This window comes from Caldicellulosiruptor bescii DSM 6725, from assembly GCF_000022325.1.
Lineage (GTDB): Bacteria > Bacillota > Thermoanaerobacteria > Caldicellulosiruptorales > Caldicellulosiruptoraceae > Caldicellulosiruptor > Caldicellulosiruptor bescii.
The window spans coordinates 516,024-534,280 of the sequence record NC_012034.1; the positions used below are offsets into that span (position 1 = coordinate 516,024).

The following is an 18,257-nucleotide window of genomic DNA, read 5'->3' on the forward strand; positions in this document are numbered from 1 at the left end:
ATTGGGGTATATAATATTTGAATATAACTTCAATTTGAAAGGAGTGAGATAATGCCGCAAATAGAGTGGCTTGACCAGTACTCTGTTGGAGTTGAGTCAATAGACAATCAGCACAAAGAGCTTTTTGAAAGAATAAATAGACTTTTGGATGCTTGTGCTAAGGGTGAAGGGAAGCAGGTATTGCCAGAAGTTTTAGACTTTTTAGGTGATTATGTTGTTTTTCATTTTTCAACTGAGGAAAAATACATGAAAGAGTATCTGTACCCAGAGTATCTATATCATAAAAAAGAACATGACAACTTTGTTGAAAACTACAAAAAATTTCGAGAGGAGATAGAGAAGGAAGGAGCAGGAGTTGCAGCAGTTATAAAGACAAACAGACTTGTTGTCGACTGGCTCAAAAATCATATCCTTGGAACAGATAGAAAACTTGGAGCGTTTTTGAAAGAAAAGATGCAATCAAAGTAGATGAATAGATTTCAAAAATTGCAAAAAGCTGTCCACCGGAAGGGTAGACAGCTTTTTTTGTTTATATACTAACAACTTTTTTCTGTTTTGACCTGCCAATTGAAGTATTATCTTCTTTTCTATTTCTCAAGCTTTCAACTGGGTGTGGCGCCAATTCAACTCTGTAATCTTCGCCTTTTAAAGTGTTGTGCTTATCAATCACCACATGGCTTGCAACGGAATTTATATCATGGTTCACTTTATTCTGGAACCAGAAAAACGTATGATTTTCTGGTAGATCATTTACATTTTTTAAATCTTCTTTGTCAGCTGTAATTTCAACCATCTGTGAAAGAACTTTGCGTACATATTCACGCGTGTCATGGAACAGCAAAAGATTTGGGAACTGTCCACCAGGGATGACCTCGCACCAAGATTTATTCTCATGTTTTTGCAAAAGTTCTGCAGCTTTGTGAAGATGGGCAATTTCAGCATCAAGATGCATCTCCCATATAGATTTTACATTTGAGTCAACCTCAGATTCATAGAATGAGTAATACAGATAGCATTCTGTGTATTCATGCAAAAGAAGACTTTCAAACCATGTGAGTCTCGGGTCAATCAACGAACCATACTGGGTTACATGTTCTTCTTCCACCAAGGCTATTTCTAAGTAGAGCTGTCTTCCAAGGTTGTTGTAATAAGTGTTGCCAATGTTGTTATAAAAATTCATTGTCTGCTGCTCACCGGCTGTTATGATGAAGATGTTTAACTTTGTTCTAATATCTGCTTTTTTAAAATCAATGTGTCTGCTGACAGTATCATAAGGGTGTCTGTGATGGGCAATTGTCGGCCGACCAGGGATGATTTCAACATAGTTTTTTACCAGATTGTTTGCTGGGATATTCGAGTCCATGTCAAGAAGGTTTGCATAGCGGTAAAGATGGTCAAAATCTTCAAGCAAAATAAAATCAAGAGTTTGTTTAACATAAGGGTCAGGCTCGTTTTGAGCAAGCCAAGCGGTAAGGTCTACTGCTACATGCTCATATCCTATTGTAGTTTCAAGAGGTGTCTCGTCGATTGGCTTTAACCAATTAATGTGTTTTTGTTGCATCTGCTCAATTCTTCTCATCATTGCTAAATCGCGTCTTACGTCGTTGTCTGTGCAGTGACGATGGAACTGATGGGAAAACATCGAGGCTTCAGCTTCAATCCCGTTCATGAGGATTATTCTTGTTTTTGTATAAGGGTCAACTTCATTTTTGCAGTATGACTTGGGATATATTGTTTTCCAGTCCATGAGAAAATTTTCAATCGGCTTTGGCTTTTCTTCAAATGGGTTGAACAATTTTTTCAGACCTCCTTTAGATTAAATGTCGAATGAACAGTAGCTTTTGGATTTTCAATATATATTTTCTCAAAGACTTTATGAAATTATTATTTTCTTGCTATTAAAAAATGGTGTAAAATATTAAAGCGAAAAAAACAAAGAAATATCAGGAGGAAAAGATGTGGTAAAAAAATCGCAAGAATATATTGTAAAGATTGATACACTAAATCACCAGGCACAGGGTATTGCAAGAATTGATGGATTTGTAGTGTTTGTTGACAATACTTTAATTGATGAGGTTGTAAAAATCAAAATCGAAGAGGTAAAAAAGGAATATGCCAAAGCAAAACTGGTCGAATTTTTAGAAAAAAGCCCATATAGAAAAGACCCAGAATGCCCTTATTATGACTTTTGTGGCGGTTGTCATTTGATGCATGCAAAATACCAGCATCAGCGAAGCCTAAAAAAGCTTCTTGTTGAGGATGCTTTTAGGCGAATAGGAAAGCTTACTCCCAAAATAAATGATGTTATTGGAATGGAAAACCCATTTAGATACAGAAACAAAACTGCACTTCCAGTAGGTGGAGATTATAAAAAACCCCAAATAGGATTTTATAAAAAGATGACACATGATATTGTTGATATAGATTACTGTCTTATTCAGCATGAGTTTTGCGATAATGTGATAAAAGGTATGAAAGATCTAATCCGAAAGCACAAGATAGAGGTTTATGACGAAAAAAAGCATAAGGGAGTTTTGAGGCACATTGTTGTTAGAAATTCATTTGCATTTGATGAGATGATGCTCATTCTTGTTTGCACAAAAGTACCTGAGAATTTAGAGGCTATCAAAAAAGACATTTTAGATAGGTTTCCAAAAATTGCATCCTTCTTCGTCAACTTGAATCCTAAAAGGACAAATGTAATACTTGGTGAGGAAGATATATTGATCTGGGGCAGTAGCACAATAAAAGACAAGATAGGGAATTTAACATTTGAGATTTCCCCAAAGTCATTTTTTCAGGTAAATTCTATGCAAACAGAGGTGCTCTACAGTCAGGTAGTAAAATATCTAAGGAATATTGATGCAGAAATTGTGTTTGATGTATACTCTGGAATAGGTACCATTTCCATGTTTATAGCACCGTTTTGCAAAAAGGTTTACGCCATAGAGTTAGTTAGAGATGCAGTTGAAGATGCTAAAAAAAACAGCAAGAATAATAATATTTCTAACATTGAATTTATATGCGGTAGTGCTGAGATTGAAATTCCAAAGTTATTAAAAAGTGGAATTGTACCCCAGGCTGTGATACTTGACCCTCCGCGAAGTGGATGTGAAAAAGAGCTCTTAGAAAGCTTGATAGAGCACAAGATACCAAACATAATTTATGTATCCTGCAATCCTTCAACACTTGCAAGGGATAGCAGCATTCTTTGTTCAAATGGCTATGAAGTTGTGGAAGTTCAGCCTGTTGATATGTTTCCGCAGACATTTCATGTAGAGTGCGTAGCTTTGTTTAAAAAAGGCTACAGTTAAAAGAGGTGGATTCATTGAGTAAAAATATAAGAGAAAAGGCAAAATTATTAAAAAAACAAATTCCGGCTATTTTTTTAGCAATGAAAAGACGAGATACACCTCTTTTAGCTAAGATATTTGCTTTAATTACCATTGTATATGCCTTGTCGCCAATCGACTTTGTACCAGATTTTATACCAATTTTAGGTTATCTTGATGATATAATAATTCTTCCATTTTTGGTTACAATAACAATAAAGCTTATACCAGATTCCATTTTAAATGAATGCCAGAAAGAGACAGAAAATATTTGGCAAGATGGAAAACCAAATAAATGGTATTATGCTATTCCCATTATTATTTTTTGGATGTTGATTATTGGATTGATTATTTACAAAGTTGTGAAAAGTATTAGTTAAAAAGAGCAGGTGATTTAAATTGAAAAAATCTGTTGGTTATTTAATATCTCCAATTGGACTGATAAAGATTGTAGGACAAGACGATAGCATATTATCAGTGGAGTTTGTTACACACAAAGATGAAAAAGAGCTGATAAGCCCTGTTGTTAGGGAAGCTATTTTGCAACTTGAAGAGTATTTTGAAAGCAAAAGAACCACTTTTGATCTAAAACTTCAGCTGCAAGGGACAGAGTTTCAAAAGAGAGTTTGGAATGAACTTATGAAGGTTCCCTTTGGAAGTGTAATTTCTTACAGAGAGCTTGCGAAAAAAGTTGGAAAACCCCAGGGTTCAAGAGCTGTTGGAAATGCCGTTGGCAAAAATACAGCTGTGATAATTGTTCCGTGCCACAGGGTGGTCAAGTCAGATTTGTCCTTGGGCGGTTTTAGTGGTGGGCTTGAAAAAAAGATTTGGCTACTTTCACATGAGGGGTGGAAAATAGAAAACGGGCTTTTGAGAAAGTGATTTTTTCCAAAAGCCCGCTTTTGATTTATATTTATGAGTTTTCCTTTATATACTGCTGATAAAAATAGAAGCTGTCTTTTTTAATCCTTTTTTGGGTTTCATAGTCCACATATATAACTCCAAACCTTTTTGTATAACCCATTGCCCATTCAAGATTGTCCAACAAAGACCACACAAAATAACCTCGCAAATCCACTCCATTTTCAATTGCCTTTCTTGCTGCTTCAAAGTGCTGTTTTAAATACTCCACTCTCTTTTGGTCATGAACTCTTCCATCTTCTACCTTGTCGTTATAAGCAGCACCGTTTTCTGTTATATAAATTGGAATTTGTGGGTAACTTTCTTTAATCCAAATCAAAAGATCATAAAGTCCTTGTGGGAACACTTCCCAGCCCATCTCGGTGTACTCTCCTGCAGGATGTTCCCATCTTATTGGAAATATCCAGTTAGAATTTTCATCGTAAAGCCTGACAGCACGTGTATAGTAGTTGATACCAAGAAAATCAGGAAAAACGAAATTTTCTTTTACTTCCTGCTGCATACTCAATACTTTTTGAGTTTCCAACAAATCTTTTTGAACAAGGTAATCAAACAGCTTTTGTGGATAGCTTCCTTTGAGTACTGGATCAAGGAAAAGTTCATTGTCAAGCTGGCTGCTGAGGTTTACCATTTCTCTTTCAATTTCGCTTACCTTATATCCAAGACGCTCTGTTTGAAAGTAAACTGGAGTTAAATTTAGTGTAATTCCTACCTCAACATCAATATTGTTTTCCTTTACAGCTTTTACAACCTTAAAATGAGAAAGCATAATGTTGTGCACAACATCCATTGCAACTTTAAAGTCTTTTATTCCTGGTGCATGAACTCCATAAAAGTGTCCCAAAAAGGCAATACAATAAGGTTCATTAAATGTTATCCATTTTTTTACTTTGTCTTTATAACGGTTTACGATAAGCATTGCATATTCAAAATAATAATTTACAATTTCTGGGTTTGCCCAACCGCCAATGTCTTGTAGCTTTTGAGGAAGATCCCAGTGATAAATGGTGACAACCGGTTCAATACCGTTTTCAACAAGCTTGTTGATGAGTCTATCATAAAACTCAAGACCTTTTTGATTCACAGTACCGAAACCATCTGGAAAAATTCTCGCCCATGCAATAGAAAACCTGTAGGCTTTTAGTCCAAGTTCTTTCATAAGAGAGACATCTTCTTCGAACCTATGATAGTGGTCACAGGCAACGTCGCCATTATGACCATATAAAATATTTCCTTTTTGATGTGTAAACCTGTCCCATATAGATTCACCTTTTCCATCTTCATTCCAAGCACCCTCAATCTGATATGATGCAGTTGCAGCACCCCACAGAAATCCTTTTGGTAAACTCATGTTGTGACCTCCTTGACTTAAAGCTTTTGTTTCTTTTGAAATCAATTACACTCATATCAAATTATATTGCCATATAAAATTTGAGTTTGCAAATAAAAATTTTAAGTGAATATAGCAAAATTTTTAGATGTTTTTAACCAGTAGATGTTTTAGAAAAGAAACAAAAAAGAGACACACCACTTTAAATATGCAATGGTGTGCCTCCTCTTTTTGCAGTTTTATTTTCTTGTCTTGAATATTATTTTCCCATCACAACTTCAACTACATTTTCCTCATCAAGCAATTCTACTGGAATCAGATTACCCACAATTTCTTTTCCATTTACCAATATCTTTTTAACACCTTTTGAAATATGGTCTGGATTTGAAACCTTAATAGAAAGTTTTCTTCCTCTGAAAACTCTCTCAACTTCAAAACTGTCCCACTGATTTGGTATACATGGGTCAATAATAAGACCTTTGTAGTGTGGGCGAACCCCTAGGATATACTGTGTTGCTGCAACAAATGCCCATGTTGCAGTACCTGTCAACCATGGATTTCGCGCACGGCCAAAATAATATGGATGTTCTTTTCCGGTGATAAACTGGGAATAAACATAAGGTTCTGTGGTATAGATTTCAGCAATATCATTTTTGTTTGCAGGTAGGAACGACATATAGTATTCAAATGCATAATCGCCTCTTCCAAGTACAGCCTCTGCAATAATTACCCATGTATTAGCATGACAGAAAATAGCAGCATTTTCTTTTAATCCTGGTGGGAAAGAAGTTACAGCCCCAACCTCTATGATATAATCAACATAAGCTGGCCAGTTCTTAACACAACCATGCTCTGTTGCAAGATACTTTTTAACACTATCCATTGCCATTTTGCCTTTTTCATCAATAAAAGCCCCAGAAAACACTGCCCAAGACTGTGAATTTAAGAATATCTTGGTTTGCTCACTTTCTTTTGAACCAAGTTTTTTACCACTTGCCAAATACCCTCTTACAAACCATTCGCCATCCCATGTATACTCTTCCATTGCCTTTTTGATTTCATTTCTATAAGCTTTATACTTTTCAGCATCATCAGTCTTACCAATATACTCAGCAAGTTCTATAAACTCAGATAAAGCTTTGTAATAAAGCTGGGTTGACCATGTACTCTCGCCACCGTTTTTGAGGTTGATACAGTCATTCCAGTCAGCAGCAAGACCAAGCAAAAGTCCATGTTTTCCTCTGTGATTCCATGAAAACTCCAAAGCTTGTTTTAAATGCTCATAAACAGAAGCACTTGACTTGTCCGCATATTCAACAACTTCATCTAAGATGGAAAAGTCTCCTGTTTCTTTTATATAGTGTGGCACAGCAATCAAAAGCCATAAGTGGTCGTCTGAATAAATTCTCTCACGTGGTGGTATATTATGTTCTCCCTGAGTCCATGTAAGAGGCTGGAAATGATGCATTGCATATCCTTCAGACAGCTGAGCCCTCAAAAGTTCAATAAGTCTTTTTCTTACCTCTTGGGGGATTGAATGTGCAACGCCCAGAATGTCCTGTGAAGAATCTCTAAAGCCAAGCCCGTCTCTTCCACCAGCTTCAATGAACGATGCAGACCTTGACCAGTTGAATGTTGTATGGCACTGATATTGATTCCATATATTTAACATCAAATTCATCTTTTCGCTTGGCGTTGAGAACTTAAACTTGCTAAGTCGTTCATTCCAATACTTTTGTACTTTTTCAAATTCTTTTTGAATATTTTCTTTTGATGCAAATAGTTTTTTATATTCTTTTCCTTCCTTGTATGCATCTCCTATTCCCAGTACAAACACTAAGTATTCTTCTTGACCGGGCTGAAGTTCAATTTTTACCTGTGTTGCAGCACATGGATTTCCACCTATTGCAATTGAGCCAAAACACCTGCCGTTTTGAATTGCTTCTGGATTAGCCTCGCTGTTATATGGACCAATAAATACATCTCTATCTGTATCAAAACTTTCAATCTTTTTATTTGTGCATGTGAAAAATGCTTTTGGTTCATAAGGACTCCAGAGTTTGATAGAATAATCTACAATTTCATCTTCTTTGTTGTAACCCATTCTGCAGGTATAAAGAATATACTGAAAATCCATCATGTCAAGCATAGAATTCCATAGACAGAACTCTGTATAAGTAAATATCGATAGTTCTTTTTTCTCATCTGACTCATTCTTGATTTTAACTTCCCAGATTTCAATTGGTTTGTCTACTGGGACAAAGATTTTTAAAGATGAGGTTATATTGCTATATTTACTTTCAAATATTGAATATCCAAGACCATGTCGACAGATGCTCAGGAACTTCTCAAGAGGCTTTCCAACAGGTTGCCAGCTTATTGACCAAAAATCTTTGGTTTTTTCATCTTTTATATATACGTACCTGCCAGGTCTGTCCATTGGAATACTATTGAATCTAAAACGAGTAACTCTTCCAAGTTTTGGAGATTTATAAAACGAATAACCAGAGGCATTGTTGGAGATTATAAGGCAATAATCACTTGTTCCTAAATAATTTACCCATGAAGTTGGTGTTTTGGGGTTTGTTATAACATACTCTCTGTTTTGAGAATCAAAATATCCATAATTCATAAAAAATACCCTCCTTAAAATTTTTCTATCCCATTATCACTTCAACAAAATGCTCTTTGCCATCTGAGAAAGCTGGTATTAAATTAGAAGACATTTCTTTACCATCAACCACAACTTTTTTTATACCTTTTGAAACACCATCAGGGTTTTTTACTTTTATATTGTAAACTGCATTTCTGAACACTCTCTTTACAGTAAATCCATTCCATTCTTTTGGTATACAAGGATCTATTAAAAGTCCATCAAAGTCAGGTCTTATTCCTAAAATCCACTGTGTCATTGCAACAAAATTCCATGCGGCAGAACCTGTCAGCCATGAATTTTTTGCCTCTCCCGGTTTGTATGCATCTTTTCCAGCAATCATCTGGCAGTATACATATGGTTCAAGCTTATGAATTTCACTTATATCTTCTCTGTACGATGGAGCAATCTTTGACCAGTATTCAAATGCTCTGTCTCCTCTTCCAACTATACATTCTGCAATCATAATCCATGGGTTGTTGTGACAAAAAACTGCTGCATTTTCCTTATAGCCGGGTGGATAGCTTGTAATCTCTCCTAAATGAATTTTATACTCAGTAAATGCCGGCTGAACAAGTACAATTCCATGTTCTGTGTCAAGATATTTTTTAACAGAATCAAGTGCAGAGATAGCTTTTCCATCATCAAGTCCTATTTGTGCCATAACACAAAAACCTTGTGTTTCGATAAATATCTTACCCTCATCATTTTCTTTGCTTCCAACTTTGTTTCCAAAGTAGTCATATGCTCTTAAAAACCACTCGCCATCGTAACCATAATTTAAAATTGCCTCTTTCATCTTTTCAATGTGGTATTGTGCATCTTTTGCAATATCTTCTTTACCCAACCTTTCACAAATCTTTACAAATTCCTTTCCAACATATACAAACATCCCTGCAATCATAACCGATTCAGCAGTTTTGCCATCTTTGTTGTCACATGTCTGGAACGATTCATCAGGGTTTGTCGAAAAAGCATTGAGGTTCAAACAGTCATTCCAGTCAGCCCTGCCGATAAGAGGAAGTCCATGTGGGCCTAAGTTGTTGACTACATGATAAAATGCTCTTTTCAGATGTTCAAACAGTGTTCCCACTTTTTCAGGGTTATTTTCAAATGGTACTACTTCGTCAAGGATTGACCAGTCTCCAGTTTCTTTTATATAGTGAACTGTTGAAAGTATCAGCCACAAAGGGTCATCATTGAAGTTTCCACCAATTTCATTGTTCCCTCTCTTTGTAAGTGGCTGATATTGGTGGTATGCCCCACCATCTTCTAACTGGGTTGCAGCTAAGTCTAAGATTCTTTCTCTTGCACGCTCTGGGATCTGGTGAACAAAACCAAGAATATCCTGGTTTGAATCTCTAAATCCCATTCCTCTACCAATTCCGGATTCAAAATATGATGCACTTCTGGAGAGGTTAAATGTAACCATGCATTGATATTGATTCCATATATTTACCATTCTATCTACTTTGTCAATTCCTGTTGATACATTGAACTTGTCCAAAAGCCCATCCCAGAATTCTTTCAATTTTTCAAATGCAGCATTTACATCTTCTGGTTTTGAGAACTTTTCAATCATCTTATACGCCTTTTCTTTATTTATAACGCCTTTTTTAAACCACTTCTTTTCAGGTTCATTTTCAACATAGCCAAGAACAAATACAAGCTCTTTTGTTTCTTCTGGCAAAAGGCTAATTTCAATCATGTGAGATGCAATTGGTGACCAGCCATGAGCTTCTGAATTAAAACTTTTTCCTAATTCAACAGCTGCAGGGTTTTCAAATCCTCTGTAAAGCCCAAGAAAAGTATCTCTGTCTGTATCAAACCCAGAAATAGGAACATTTACTGAGTAAAAAGAAAAATGATTTCTTCTTTCTCTGTATTCAGTCTTATGGTAGATTACAGAACCTTCAATTTCAACCTCACCTGTTGAAAAGTTTCTCTGGAAGTTTGTCATATCGTCAAGTGCGTTCCACAGACAAAATTCGATTAAAGAGAAAAGTTTAATTTCTTTTTTAGTATTTGTCTTGTTAGTAATTCTCAAATGATGTATCTCACAGTTTTCATCAACAGGAACAAAAAACCTTTGTTCAACCTCAATACCATTTCTTCTGCCCGTGATAATTGTATAACCAAGACCATGCCTGCACTGGTAAAATTCAAGGTCTTTTCTTGTTGGCATCCATGAGGGTGACCAGACATCATCCCCATCTTTTATGTAAAAATATCTTCCACCCATATCAAGCGGAACGTTGTTATAACGAAATCTTGTTATTCTTCGAAGCCTTGCATCTTTATAAAAACAGTAGCCTCCAGCGTGGTTTGAAATCAGAGATAGAAAATCTTTCATTCCAAGATAGTTTATCCAAGGATATGGAGTAAGCGGTGTTGTGATTACATATTCTCTTTTAGCATCGTCAAAATAGCCAAACTTCATTTTTGAAAACCCCTTTCTCGAAACATATTCAATAAGATAATATGCCTATCTTAATTATACCTTTTTTGCCAAACTGCCAACTTTAATTATTTTGCTTTTATTTTGCACTATTTTGTCATGAAACAGTCTACCCAAAGCTTTGATTTTAGATATTAATAATCAGCCCAAATTATGATATACTCAATATGGACAAAATTTTGCTGATTCTCAAATAATCAAGAATATCTGTTGTAGTTTTTTGGAAAGGGAGAAGAAGATTGAAGAAGGTTTGGATATTAAATCACTATGCAATCCCGCCAAAAGTTGGGGGAATTACAAGGCATTTTGATTTTGCTAAGCAGCTTGCAGAAAGAGGCTATAGCGTTACCATCTTTGCTTCAAGTTTTGACCACAAACAGAGGGTTGAGATGTTAGAAAAAGGCAAGAAATTTAAAATAGAGGAATATGAGAAAGTAAAATTCGTGTGGATAAAGACGTTTCCTTATAAAAAGAATGATATAAAAAGACTTTTTAACATATTTTCATATGCCAAAAACCTTTATTTCATTGCCAGAAAGTTTGAAAGACCTGATGTAATATTGGCATCTTCATTTCATCCTCTTGCCTGGATTGTGGGGTATTTGCTGTCAAAAAAATTTAAATGTAAATTCATTGCAGAGGTCCGAGACCTTTGGCCGCAAAGTGGTATTGACCTTGGTGCTTTGAAGGAAGGAAGTGTAATTGTAAAGCTTTTAAGAAGTCTTGAAAAGTTTATTTACACAAAAGCAGACTATGTTGTAACGGTATTGCCAAAGGCAGACCAGTACATAGAAAGTTTGGGTATTGATAAAAAGAAGATTGTTCATATTCCTAACGGATGTGATATAGAAAGGTTTAATAGTCTTAAAAATATTCTCTCAGAGGAAACGAAAAGGATTTTAGATGAACATAAAGGATATTTCAAAGCTTGTTATCTTGGTGCGCTTGGACAGGCAAATGCAATGGAGACCATAATAGAGGCAGCAAAAATTGTCCAGGAAAATGTAGGTGATAGAATTCATTTTTTGATAATTGGTGACGGTCCAGAAAAAGAAAAGCTTGAGAATATGGCAAAGGAGCTTGGACTTAAAAATGTATTTTTTTATTCTCCTATCTCAAAGCTTTCTGTGCCAAGCTTACTTGAATTCATTGACATAACACTTGTTTCTATGCACAATCTAAAAGTTTACAGGTTTGGAATATCACTTAATAAGCTTTTTGACTATTTGTGTGCTGCAAAGCCGATTGTTTTTGCGGGAAATGTAGCAAACGATATTGTCAAAGAGTCAGGTGCAGGAATTTCCTGCAAAAGTTATGACAGCAAAGCATTTGCTGAGGCAATATTGAGCTTGTATGCTATGTCCAAAGAAGAAAGAGAGAGAATTGGGCAAAAGGGAAGAGAATATGTTCAAAAGTACCATGATATAAAGGTGCTTGCAGACAGATTAGAAAAAATATTATAAGCGGAGATGGTAGGAGATGAAATCATATATTAAAAGCTATCACAAGCTGAGCAAATTTTTTGTTGTTCTTATGGACATTTTACTTGTACATGCAGGTTATATAATTGCCTATATTATAAAATTCAACTTTACATTTCCAGAGAAAAATTTCATGCCTTATTATACATTAATTCCTCAAATAACTCTTTTTGCTCTTGTTCTTTTAAATATTTATGGACTTTATACTATTACCATGAAAACCATTAGCGAAATAGCATTTTCGCTGGGTCTGGCTCTAATGCTTCTACAATTTTTAACAGTTGTATCAACATTTTTCTACAGACACTTTGCTTTCCCACGCAGTATATTTATAATTGCCTTTTTTGTACAGTTTTTATTGCTTTTGGGATGGAGAGGACTTGTCCTATATGTTTTCAAAAGAGTTCAAGGTGTCAAGCATGTACTTGTGATTGGAGAGATGTCAAAGGCGCAGGAGTTTGCTCAAAAGCTTCAAAATATTTCGAAAGGTTGGATAGATGTAAAGTATGTTCTTGAGCCAAAAGCTATAGAAGAATTGATACTATATATAAAACTTGTTGATACAATTTATATTTATTCAAAAATGGATGAAAACTTAAAAAGTGAGATTGTAAGAAAGGCGATAGAATTCAAAAAACATATTTTCATAGCACCAGATTTTAGAGATATATTGGTATCACGTGCGAGGGTGATTCAGTTTGATGATGTTGCAACACTTTCAATTGAACAGCCAGAACTTACTTCCGAGCAAAAGCTTATAAAAAGATTTTGTGACATTCTTCTTGCATCAGTTGCGCTGGTTATTTCTTTTCCTATAATGATCTTGATTGCAATTGCCATAAAAATTGACTCAGAGGGGCCAGTAATTTACAAGCAAAAAAGGGTCACAGAAGGAGAGAGAGAGTTTTATGTTTTAAAGTTCAGAACAATGGTAAAAGATGCAGAAAAGATGACAGGTCCTGTTCTGGCAACCGAAAACGACCCCAGAATAACAAGGGTTGGAAGGTTTTTGCGCGCAACAAGGCTTGATGAGCTTCCGCAGCTGATAAATATTTTAAAAGGTGAAATGAGTTTTATAGGACCAAGACCAGAGCGTCCTTATTTTGTTGAGCAGTTTAAAAAACTCTATCCTGAGTATTCGCTTCGTCATAATGTAAAGGCAGGGCTCACAGGACTTGCCCAGGTTTATGGCAAATATGCAACAAGCCCTGAAGACAAGCTCAGGCTTGATTTGATATATATAAAGAATTACTCTGTATTTTTAGACATCAAAATTTTACTGTTGACCTTAAAAACAATTTTTACCAAAGAGGCAGCTGAGGGGGTAAAAAACCAAAAAGGATAGGGCTGCTTTTCGATTTTGTGAGACAGCTTTCTGCTTTATGGAAAAATCCCAATAAAAATGAGCAATCGGCATATTTGGCACTACCAATTGGGTAATGCACTGCCGACTGCTCTGGCTTTTCTTTATAATCTTATAATCTATCGTGTTCTTATTTTAATTTAGTATGTCAACAACTAAGATTTTTATTCATTATCTGCCTCTCTTATAGTAATTTTCTAATTGTCTTATTTTGGTGGAGGCGGGGGGATTTGAACCCCCGTCCGAAGGCATCGAACCCCAAACTTCTCCGGGTGCAGTCAGTGTACTTAAGCTCTCGGGAAGAAAACGCCCACTGACAGGCTTTTTCTTCCCCAGCCTGAGATTGGTCCCAAAAGTAAGGCTCAGGCGACCTTACTTTCGGTGCCCCACGTGGGTTGGCGCCCGGCTCGGAGGCCGTGGGTACCTCCGGCGGACGTTAGCTGCTTATTTACGCAGCTAAAGCGAGTTCTGCTTTGTCTGCAGTTATTTTTCTTCTCGGTTTTTTATAGTGGTTCCGAGAAAACCACTACCCGCTATTTGGAATCCGACTGCCCCCGTCGAATTCCAAAACACGCCCCCTCATCTTAAATACTCTTTCATCTTCTTTCTTATCTCAAGCTCAGCGTCTCTTTTTGCTATTGCCTCACGCTTGTCGTACAGTTTTTTACCCTTTGCAACTGCAAGCTCTACTTTTATTTTACCTCTTTTGATGTAAATCTTCAATGGGATTAAAGTGTAACCTTTTTGCTGAACATAACCCGCAAGCCTGTTGATTTCATGTTTGTGCAAGAGTAATTTTCTATCTCTCATTGGGTCAACGTTAAAGATGTTGCCTTTTTCATATGGACTTATATGCATGTTGTAGAGAAAGACCTCTCCATTTTCAACCCTGGCAAAACTGTCTTTGAGATTAACATGACCAAGGCGCACCGACTTTACTTCTGTGCCTTTTAGCTCAATTCCTGCTTCGATTGTCTCTTCGATGAAGTAGTCATGATAAGCTTTGCGGTTTGTTGCTATGACTTTTATGTCATTCTGTTTATTCTTTTCAGACATCTAATCAACTCCTGCAATTGATTCCAAACAATTATTCTCTGCAAACTTTTATTATATAATAGAAACAAATTTTTGTCAATCCCCAATATGCTTTACATTTGTTCTACATCTCATCATTCCAAAAGATCCATTATTTCGTCTTTTGTGAGTTTTGATATAAAATATTCACTTGCTTCGATTAAGCTATCGAATAAGTCTTTCTTTTTTTGCTGCAAAGCAAGTATTTTTTCTTCTATTGAATTTTTGGCTATAATCTTAAATGACTGAACAACATTTTTCTGACCCAGCCTGTGTGCTCTTGCTGTTGCCTGGTTTTCAACTGCAGGGTTCCACCATGCATCAAAGTGAATAACAACGTCTGCACCAGTAATATTGAGCCCAAATCCACCAGCTTTTAGAGAAAGTAAGAAGACATTTCTCTCTCCACTGTTGAACCTGTTCACCATTTCAACTCTGTCTTCAGCTTTTGTTGCACCGTCTAAATAAAAGTATAAAATTTTTTCCTTGTCAAGCATTTTTTTGATAATAGATAACATTGAAGTCCACTGAGAATATATAATTACTCTGTGCCCACTTTCTAAGCTGTCTTGTAAAATTTCTTTCAGTGCTTCCATCTTACCAGAGCTTCCTTTGTAATCTTCAAATACAAGCTTTGGATGACAGCAAATTTGTCTTAGCCTTGTTAATAGGGAAAATATTTTTATTTGGCTTTTTTCAAACCCAACTGAATCTATCTCTTTTTCAATCTCCTTTTTGGCTGAGACCAAAAATTGCTTATAAATTTTTTCCTGTTCAGGGCTCATTGCAACTTGGATATTTGTTTCTATTAGCTCAGGAAGTTCATTTAATACATCTTGTTTTACTCTTCTTAAAACAAACGGTTTTATCAGCTTTTTCAATTTTTCCAACACATCATTGTTTCCGCTATAAATTGGCATTGCAAAACGCTCAACAAATTTCTCAGCTCCACCTAAATATCCAGGAAGTATAAAATCAAAGATTGACCACAGTTCAATGAGATTATTTTCAATTGGTGTACCAGTCAATGCAAATTTAGTGTCTGCCCAGATTTCTTTTACAGCCAGCTTTATTTGCGAATGAGGATTTTTTATGTACTGTGCTTCATCTAAGATACAAACACTAAAATTGATATCCTTATAAAGTTCTATATCTTTTCTCAAAAGTGCATATGATGTAATTACAATATCATACTCTGGTATTTTTTCTATAGCTTTTTTGCGCTTTGCAGGTGTTGAGTCAATAATTAAAGTTTTCAGACCTGGCGCAAATTTTTCAATCTCTTGTTTCCAGTTATAAATAAGTGATGTTGGTACAATGGCTAATACTGGCTTTTTAATTTTTTGTTTATTTGCAAGAATAAAGCCAAGTACCTGCAGAGTTTTTCCAAGCCCCATATCATCAGCTAAAATTCCACCAAGTTCATTTTCAAATAGAGAAGATAACCATTTTATTCCAAGTTTCTGATAATCTCTTAACACATCTTGAAGCTCAACTGGAATTTCAATATCAATTTCCCTAATATTTTCTATCTTTTCAACAATATTTTTTATACTTTCAACTCCATTTGCCTGAATTTCGCTTTCTTCTAAAAGTTTTGTTACAGCCACTGCTTCTTGTAAAGAAAGCTCAGCTTTTTCTTTTACAACCTGGCCAATATCGGATGCAGATTCTATAAATGAAACAAATCTTTTTATATTTGGACTTTCTAAAATTAAAATTGAGCCATCTTTGAGTTTGTAATACTTTTTCTTTTTCTTGATTGCATCAAGAATATTTTTAAGCTCTGAGCTATCAAGATCATCACTTTCAAGCCAGAAGTCAATTGAGTGTTTTGAATATTTTAAGCAGGGAATAATTTTTACATCTTTCTTTATTTTAAGCTTCTTAAAATCTTCTGAATAATAAACATCGGTTATATTTTGGATTTGTGGAATACCTTCTGCTAAAAATTCCATAAACAAATCAGGGTCAACACATTCATAACAGAATTCTTGGTCAGACTCTATCTCATTAAACCCATAAGCAAATAAAATACTTTGTATCTCAAACAAACCAAAATAATCAAACAATGGAACTTTCTTTGTTTTTGATATTATATCAAATATTTCATTCATTCCACTGATTCTTGCGACAAACCTTTCATTTTCAAATTCTAAGTATAGTTTGGGTTTAATAATATAATCTTCTAATATTAATTTTTTGAGGTCTGGGTCAATTTCTAATTCAAAGTGCTCATTTAAAAATAAATAATATTTGTTCATGAACTCACAAAAGTCTTCTTTATTGAGGGTAAAAAATTTAACGTATTCAACTTTGAAAAAGTTAAATACTCTATTTGCTTCAGCCATTTTTTTGATAATTGAAGAAAATATCTTTTGCTCTGGCGAAAGCTTATATAAAGTGTCACCTGAGACAAAATAACTACCATCGCTATATAAAAATTTTTTGTTGGCAGTGTCTATTAAATCACTATAAAGTCTTACCTGATTGTCTTCAAGTTTAAATAAAATCTTTGGTTTTACTTTAGTGCAAAGATCAACTTTTACTTTTTGAGCATCATAATAATTTGCCACAAAATAATCAAAAGATATAAAAATTTCTTCATTGTCAAGGATTTCGATTATTTCATTTGCTATCTTTACAGGTAGGTAAATAGTATTTTTTTCTGTTTCTAAATCTAAAAAGTTCAAATATTTCAATAGCGCATTCAAAAATTTTTTGTCTTTTTCACCAAAAAAATGATAAGTAGGATTGTACACAAAATTCTTACCAAACTGAAATGGTTGTTTTTGTTCGTATGCTTTTAAAAATTCTGGTATATTTGAAACCACATAGTCTCTTTTTAAATCTAAAGTTTTTACTTTTAATTTTAAAGTTACTAAATCATTAGTAGAATATCCGAAGTATTTTTCTAAAAATATGTTAGGAGATTTTATAGATAAATTATCAAGTGAAAACTTTATATAATTTTCTTCAAAATTGCTTGCAAAAAATTGATAAATCCGGGAATTTTGTTTTCTTTCCTTCTCAATAGCCTCATTTAATTTTTGTTCTAACATTTGAAGCAAAGTTTCTTGCATTTTATTTAGGCTATTGAGAATATATTTACCATCGGCAAAACTTTTTAACACAGCAATTATATGCCGACAAAAATCATCGAACAGAACTAAATCTTCTATATCAATATCTTCTTCAGATTCTAAATCAATATTTTCCAAACTACATGTACATGCAGCACTTATGATTATATTTTCAATTTTGATATTACCAAAAAAGTCCTGAGTCATATATGAAGGCAAATCAAAATCAACAAAAACCCAATATTCATTTTTACCATCTTCTACTTTGCCGAATATTGCATTTTCTTCTTGATCATATTGAATGTCTTCTTTTTGTATTTTTCGAGCAAGAGATATTCCCTTTTCAAAAGCTTTTCTATTTTTTGCAAGTTGAGCAAGTTGACTATCTGCTAAAAACTTTACAATTGTTTGATAATTAAGCTCTATTGACATTGTATTTCACATCCTTTATCCCTTTTAGTAAGTAAATTTTATGCAGGAATTTTCATTCATATTGATTTTATCAAAAAATGAAGAACATTCAATAAGCAAAAATTTTCTATAAATTTTTAGCTATTTAATC

At 34.6% G+C, this 18,257-nt stretch carries 12 protein-coding genes and 1 other RNA gene; 6 read left to right on the forward strand and 7 right to left on the reverse strand.

What is annotated here, in order from left to right:
• Positions 1–51: 51 nt before the first annotated feature.
• On the forward strand, positions 52–468 hold the full coding sequence (locus tag ATHE_RS02235) for a bacteriohemerythrin (RefSeq protein ID WP_015907048.1): 417 nt from the start codon (positions 52–54) through the stop codon (positions 466–468).
• A 61-nt stretch (positions 469–529) separates the two neighbouring features.
• Here the strand turns inward: ATHE_RS02235 and ATHE_RS02240 are convergent, their stop codons facing one another.
• Positions 530–1,795, reverse strand: a complete 1,266-nt coding sequence (locus ATHE_RS02240) for a hypothetical protein (protein WP_015907049.1) — start codon at positions 1,793–1,795, stop codon at positions 530–532.
• A gap of 163 nt (positions 1,796–1,958) precedes the next feature.
• Between ATHE_RS02240 and rlmD the strand changes: the two genes are divergently transcribed.
• The 3 genes from rlmD to ATHE_RS02255 are packed head-to-tail and all read left to right on the forward strand — an operon-like array spanning position 1,959 to position 4,214.
• A complete protein-coding gene (gene rlmD, locus ATHE_RS02245) occupies positions 1,959–3,314 on the forward strand; it encodes a 23S rRNA (uracil(1939)-C(5))-methyltransferase RlmD (RefSeq protein ID WP_015907050.1) in 1,356 nt (451 codons plus the stop codon).
• 14 nt (positions 3,315–3,328) lie between these two features.
• A complete protein-coding gene (locus ATHE_RS02250; RefSeq protein WP_015907051.1) occupies positions 3,329–3,712 on the forward strand; it encodes a YkvA family protein in 384 nt (127 codons plus the stop codon).
• A gap of 19 nt (positions 3,713–3,731) precedes the next feature.
• Positions 3,732–4,214 carry a methylated-DNA--[protein]-cysteine S-methyltransferase gene (locus ATHE_RS02255; RefSeq protein WP_015907052.1) on the forward strand — a complete coding sequence of 161 codons (483 nt, stop codon included), beginning with the start codon at positions 3,732–3,734 and terminating at the stop codon, positions 4,212–4,214.
• A gap of 31 nt (positions 4,215–4,245) precedes the next feature.
• On the opposite strand, the gene ATHE_RS02260 is transcribed toward ATHE_RS02255, so the two are convergent.
• The 3 genes from ATHE_RS02260 to ATHE_RS02270 all read right to left on the reverse strand — a co-directional run bounded on the left by ATHE_RS02260 (position 4,246) and on the right by ATHE_RS02270 (position 10,676).
• Positions 4,246–5,604 (reverse strand): GH1 family beta-glucosidase, encoded by a 1,359-nt coding sequence (locus ATHE_RS02260; RefSeq protein WP_015907053.1) that lies wholly within the window; start codon positions 5,602–5,604, stop codon positions 4,246–4,248.
• A gap of 238 nt (positions 5,605–5,842) precedes the next feature.
• Positions 5,843–8,215, reverse strand: a complete 2,373-nt coding sequence (locus ATHE_RS02265; protein WP_015907054.1) for a GH36-type glycosyl hydrolase domain-containing protein — start codon at positions 8,213–8,215, stop codon at positions 5,843–5,845.
• Positions 8,216–8,240: 25 nt separating this feature from the next.
• Positions 8,241–10,676 carry a GH36-type glycosyl hydrolase domain-containing protein gene (locus tag ATHE_RS02270; protein WP_015907055.1) on the reverse strand — a complete coding sequence of 812 codons (2,436 nt, stop codon included), beginning with the start codon at positions 10,674–10,676 and terminating at the stop codon, positions 8,241–8,243.
• 257 nt (positions 10,677–10,933) lie between these two features.
• On the opposite strand from ATHE_RS02270, the gene ATHE_RS02275 reads away from it, so the two are divergent.
• Positions 10,934–12,157, forward strand: coding sequence for a glycosyltransferase family 4 protein (locus ATHE_RS02275; protein ID WP_015907056.1), 1,224 nt, complete (start codon positions 10,934–10,936; stop codon positions 12,155–12,157).
• A gap of 16 nt (positions 12,158–12,173) precedes the next feature.
• Positions 12,174–13,520, forward strand: coding sequence for a sugar transferase (locus tag ATHE_RS02280; RefSeq protein WP_015907057.1), 1,347 nt, complete (start codon positions 12,174–12,176; stop codon positions 13,518–13,520).
• 230 nt (positions 13,521–13,750) lie between these two features.
• Here ATHE_RS02280 and ssrA read toward each other — a convergent pair.
• From ssrA to ATHE_RS02290, 3 genes are all read right to left on the reverse strand, one after another.
• Positions 13,751–14,117, reverse strand: a transfer-messenger RNA (tmRNA) gene (gene ssrA, locus ATHE_RS14200).
• The gene (smpB, locus tag ATHE_RS02285; RefSeq protein WP_015907058.1) at positions 14,118–14,594 is read right to left on the reverse strand and encodes an SsrA-binding protein SmpB; all 477 of its coding nucleotides are present in this window, start codon (positions 14,592–14,594) and stop codon (positions 14,118–14,120) included.
• A gap of 113 nt (positions 14,595–14,707) precedes the next feature.
• The gene (locus tag ATHE_RS02290) at positions 14,708–18,127 is read right to left on the reverse strand and encodes an SNF2-related protein (protein ID WP_015907059.1); all 3,420 of its coding nucleotides are present in this window, start codon (positions 18,125–18,127) and stop codon (positions 14,708–14,710) included.
• Positions 18,128–18,257: the final 130 nt, after the last annotated feature.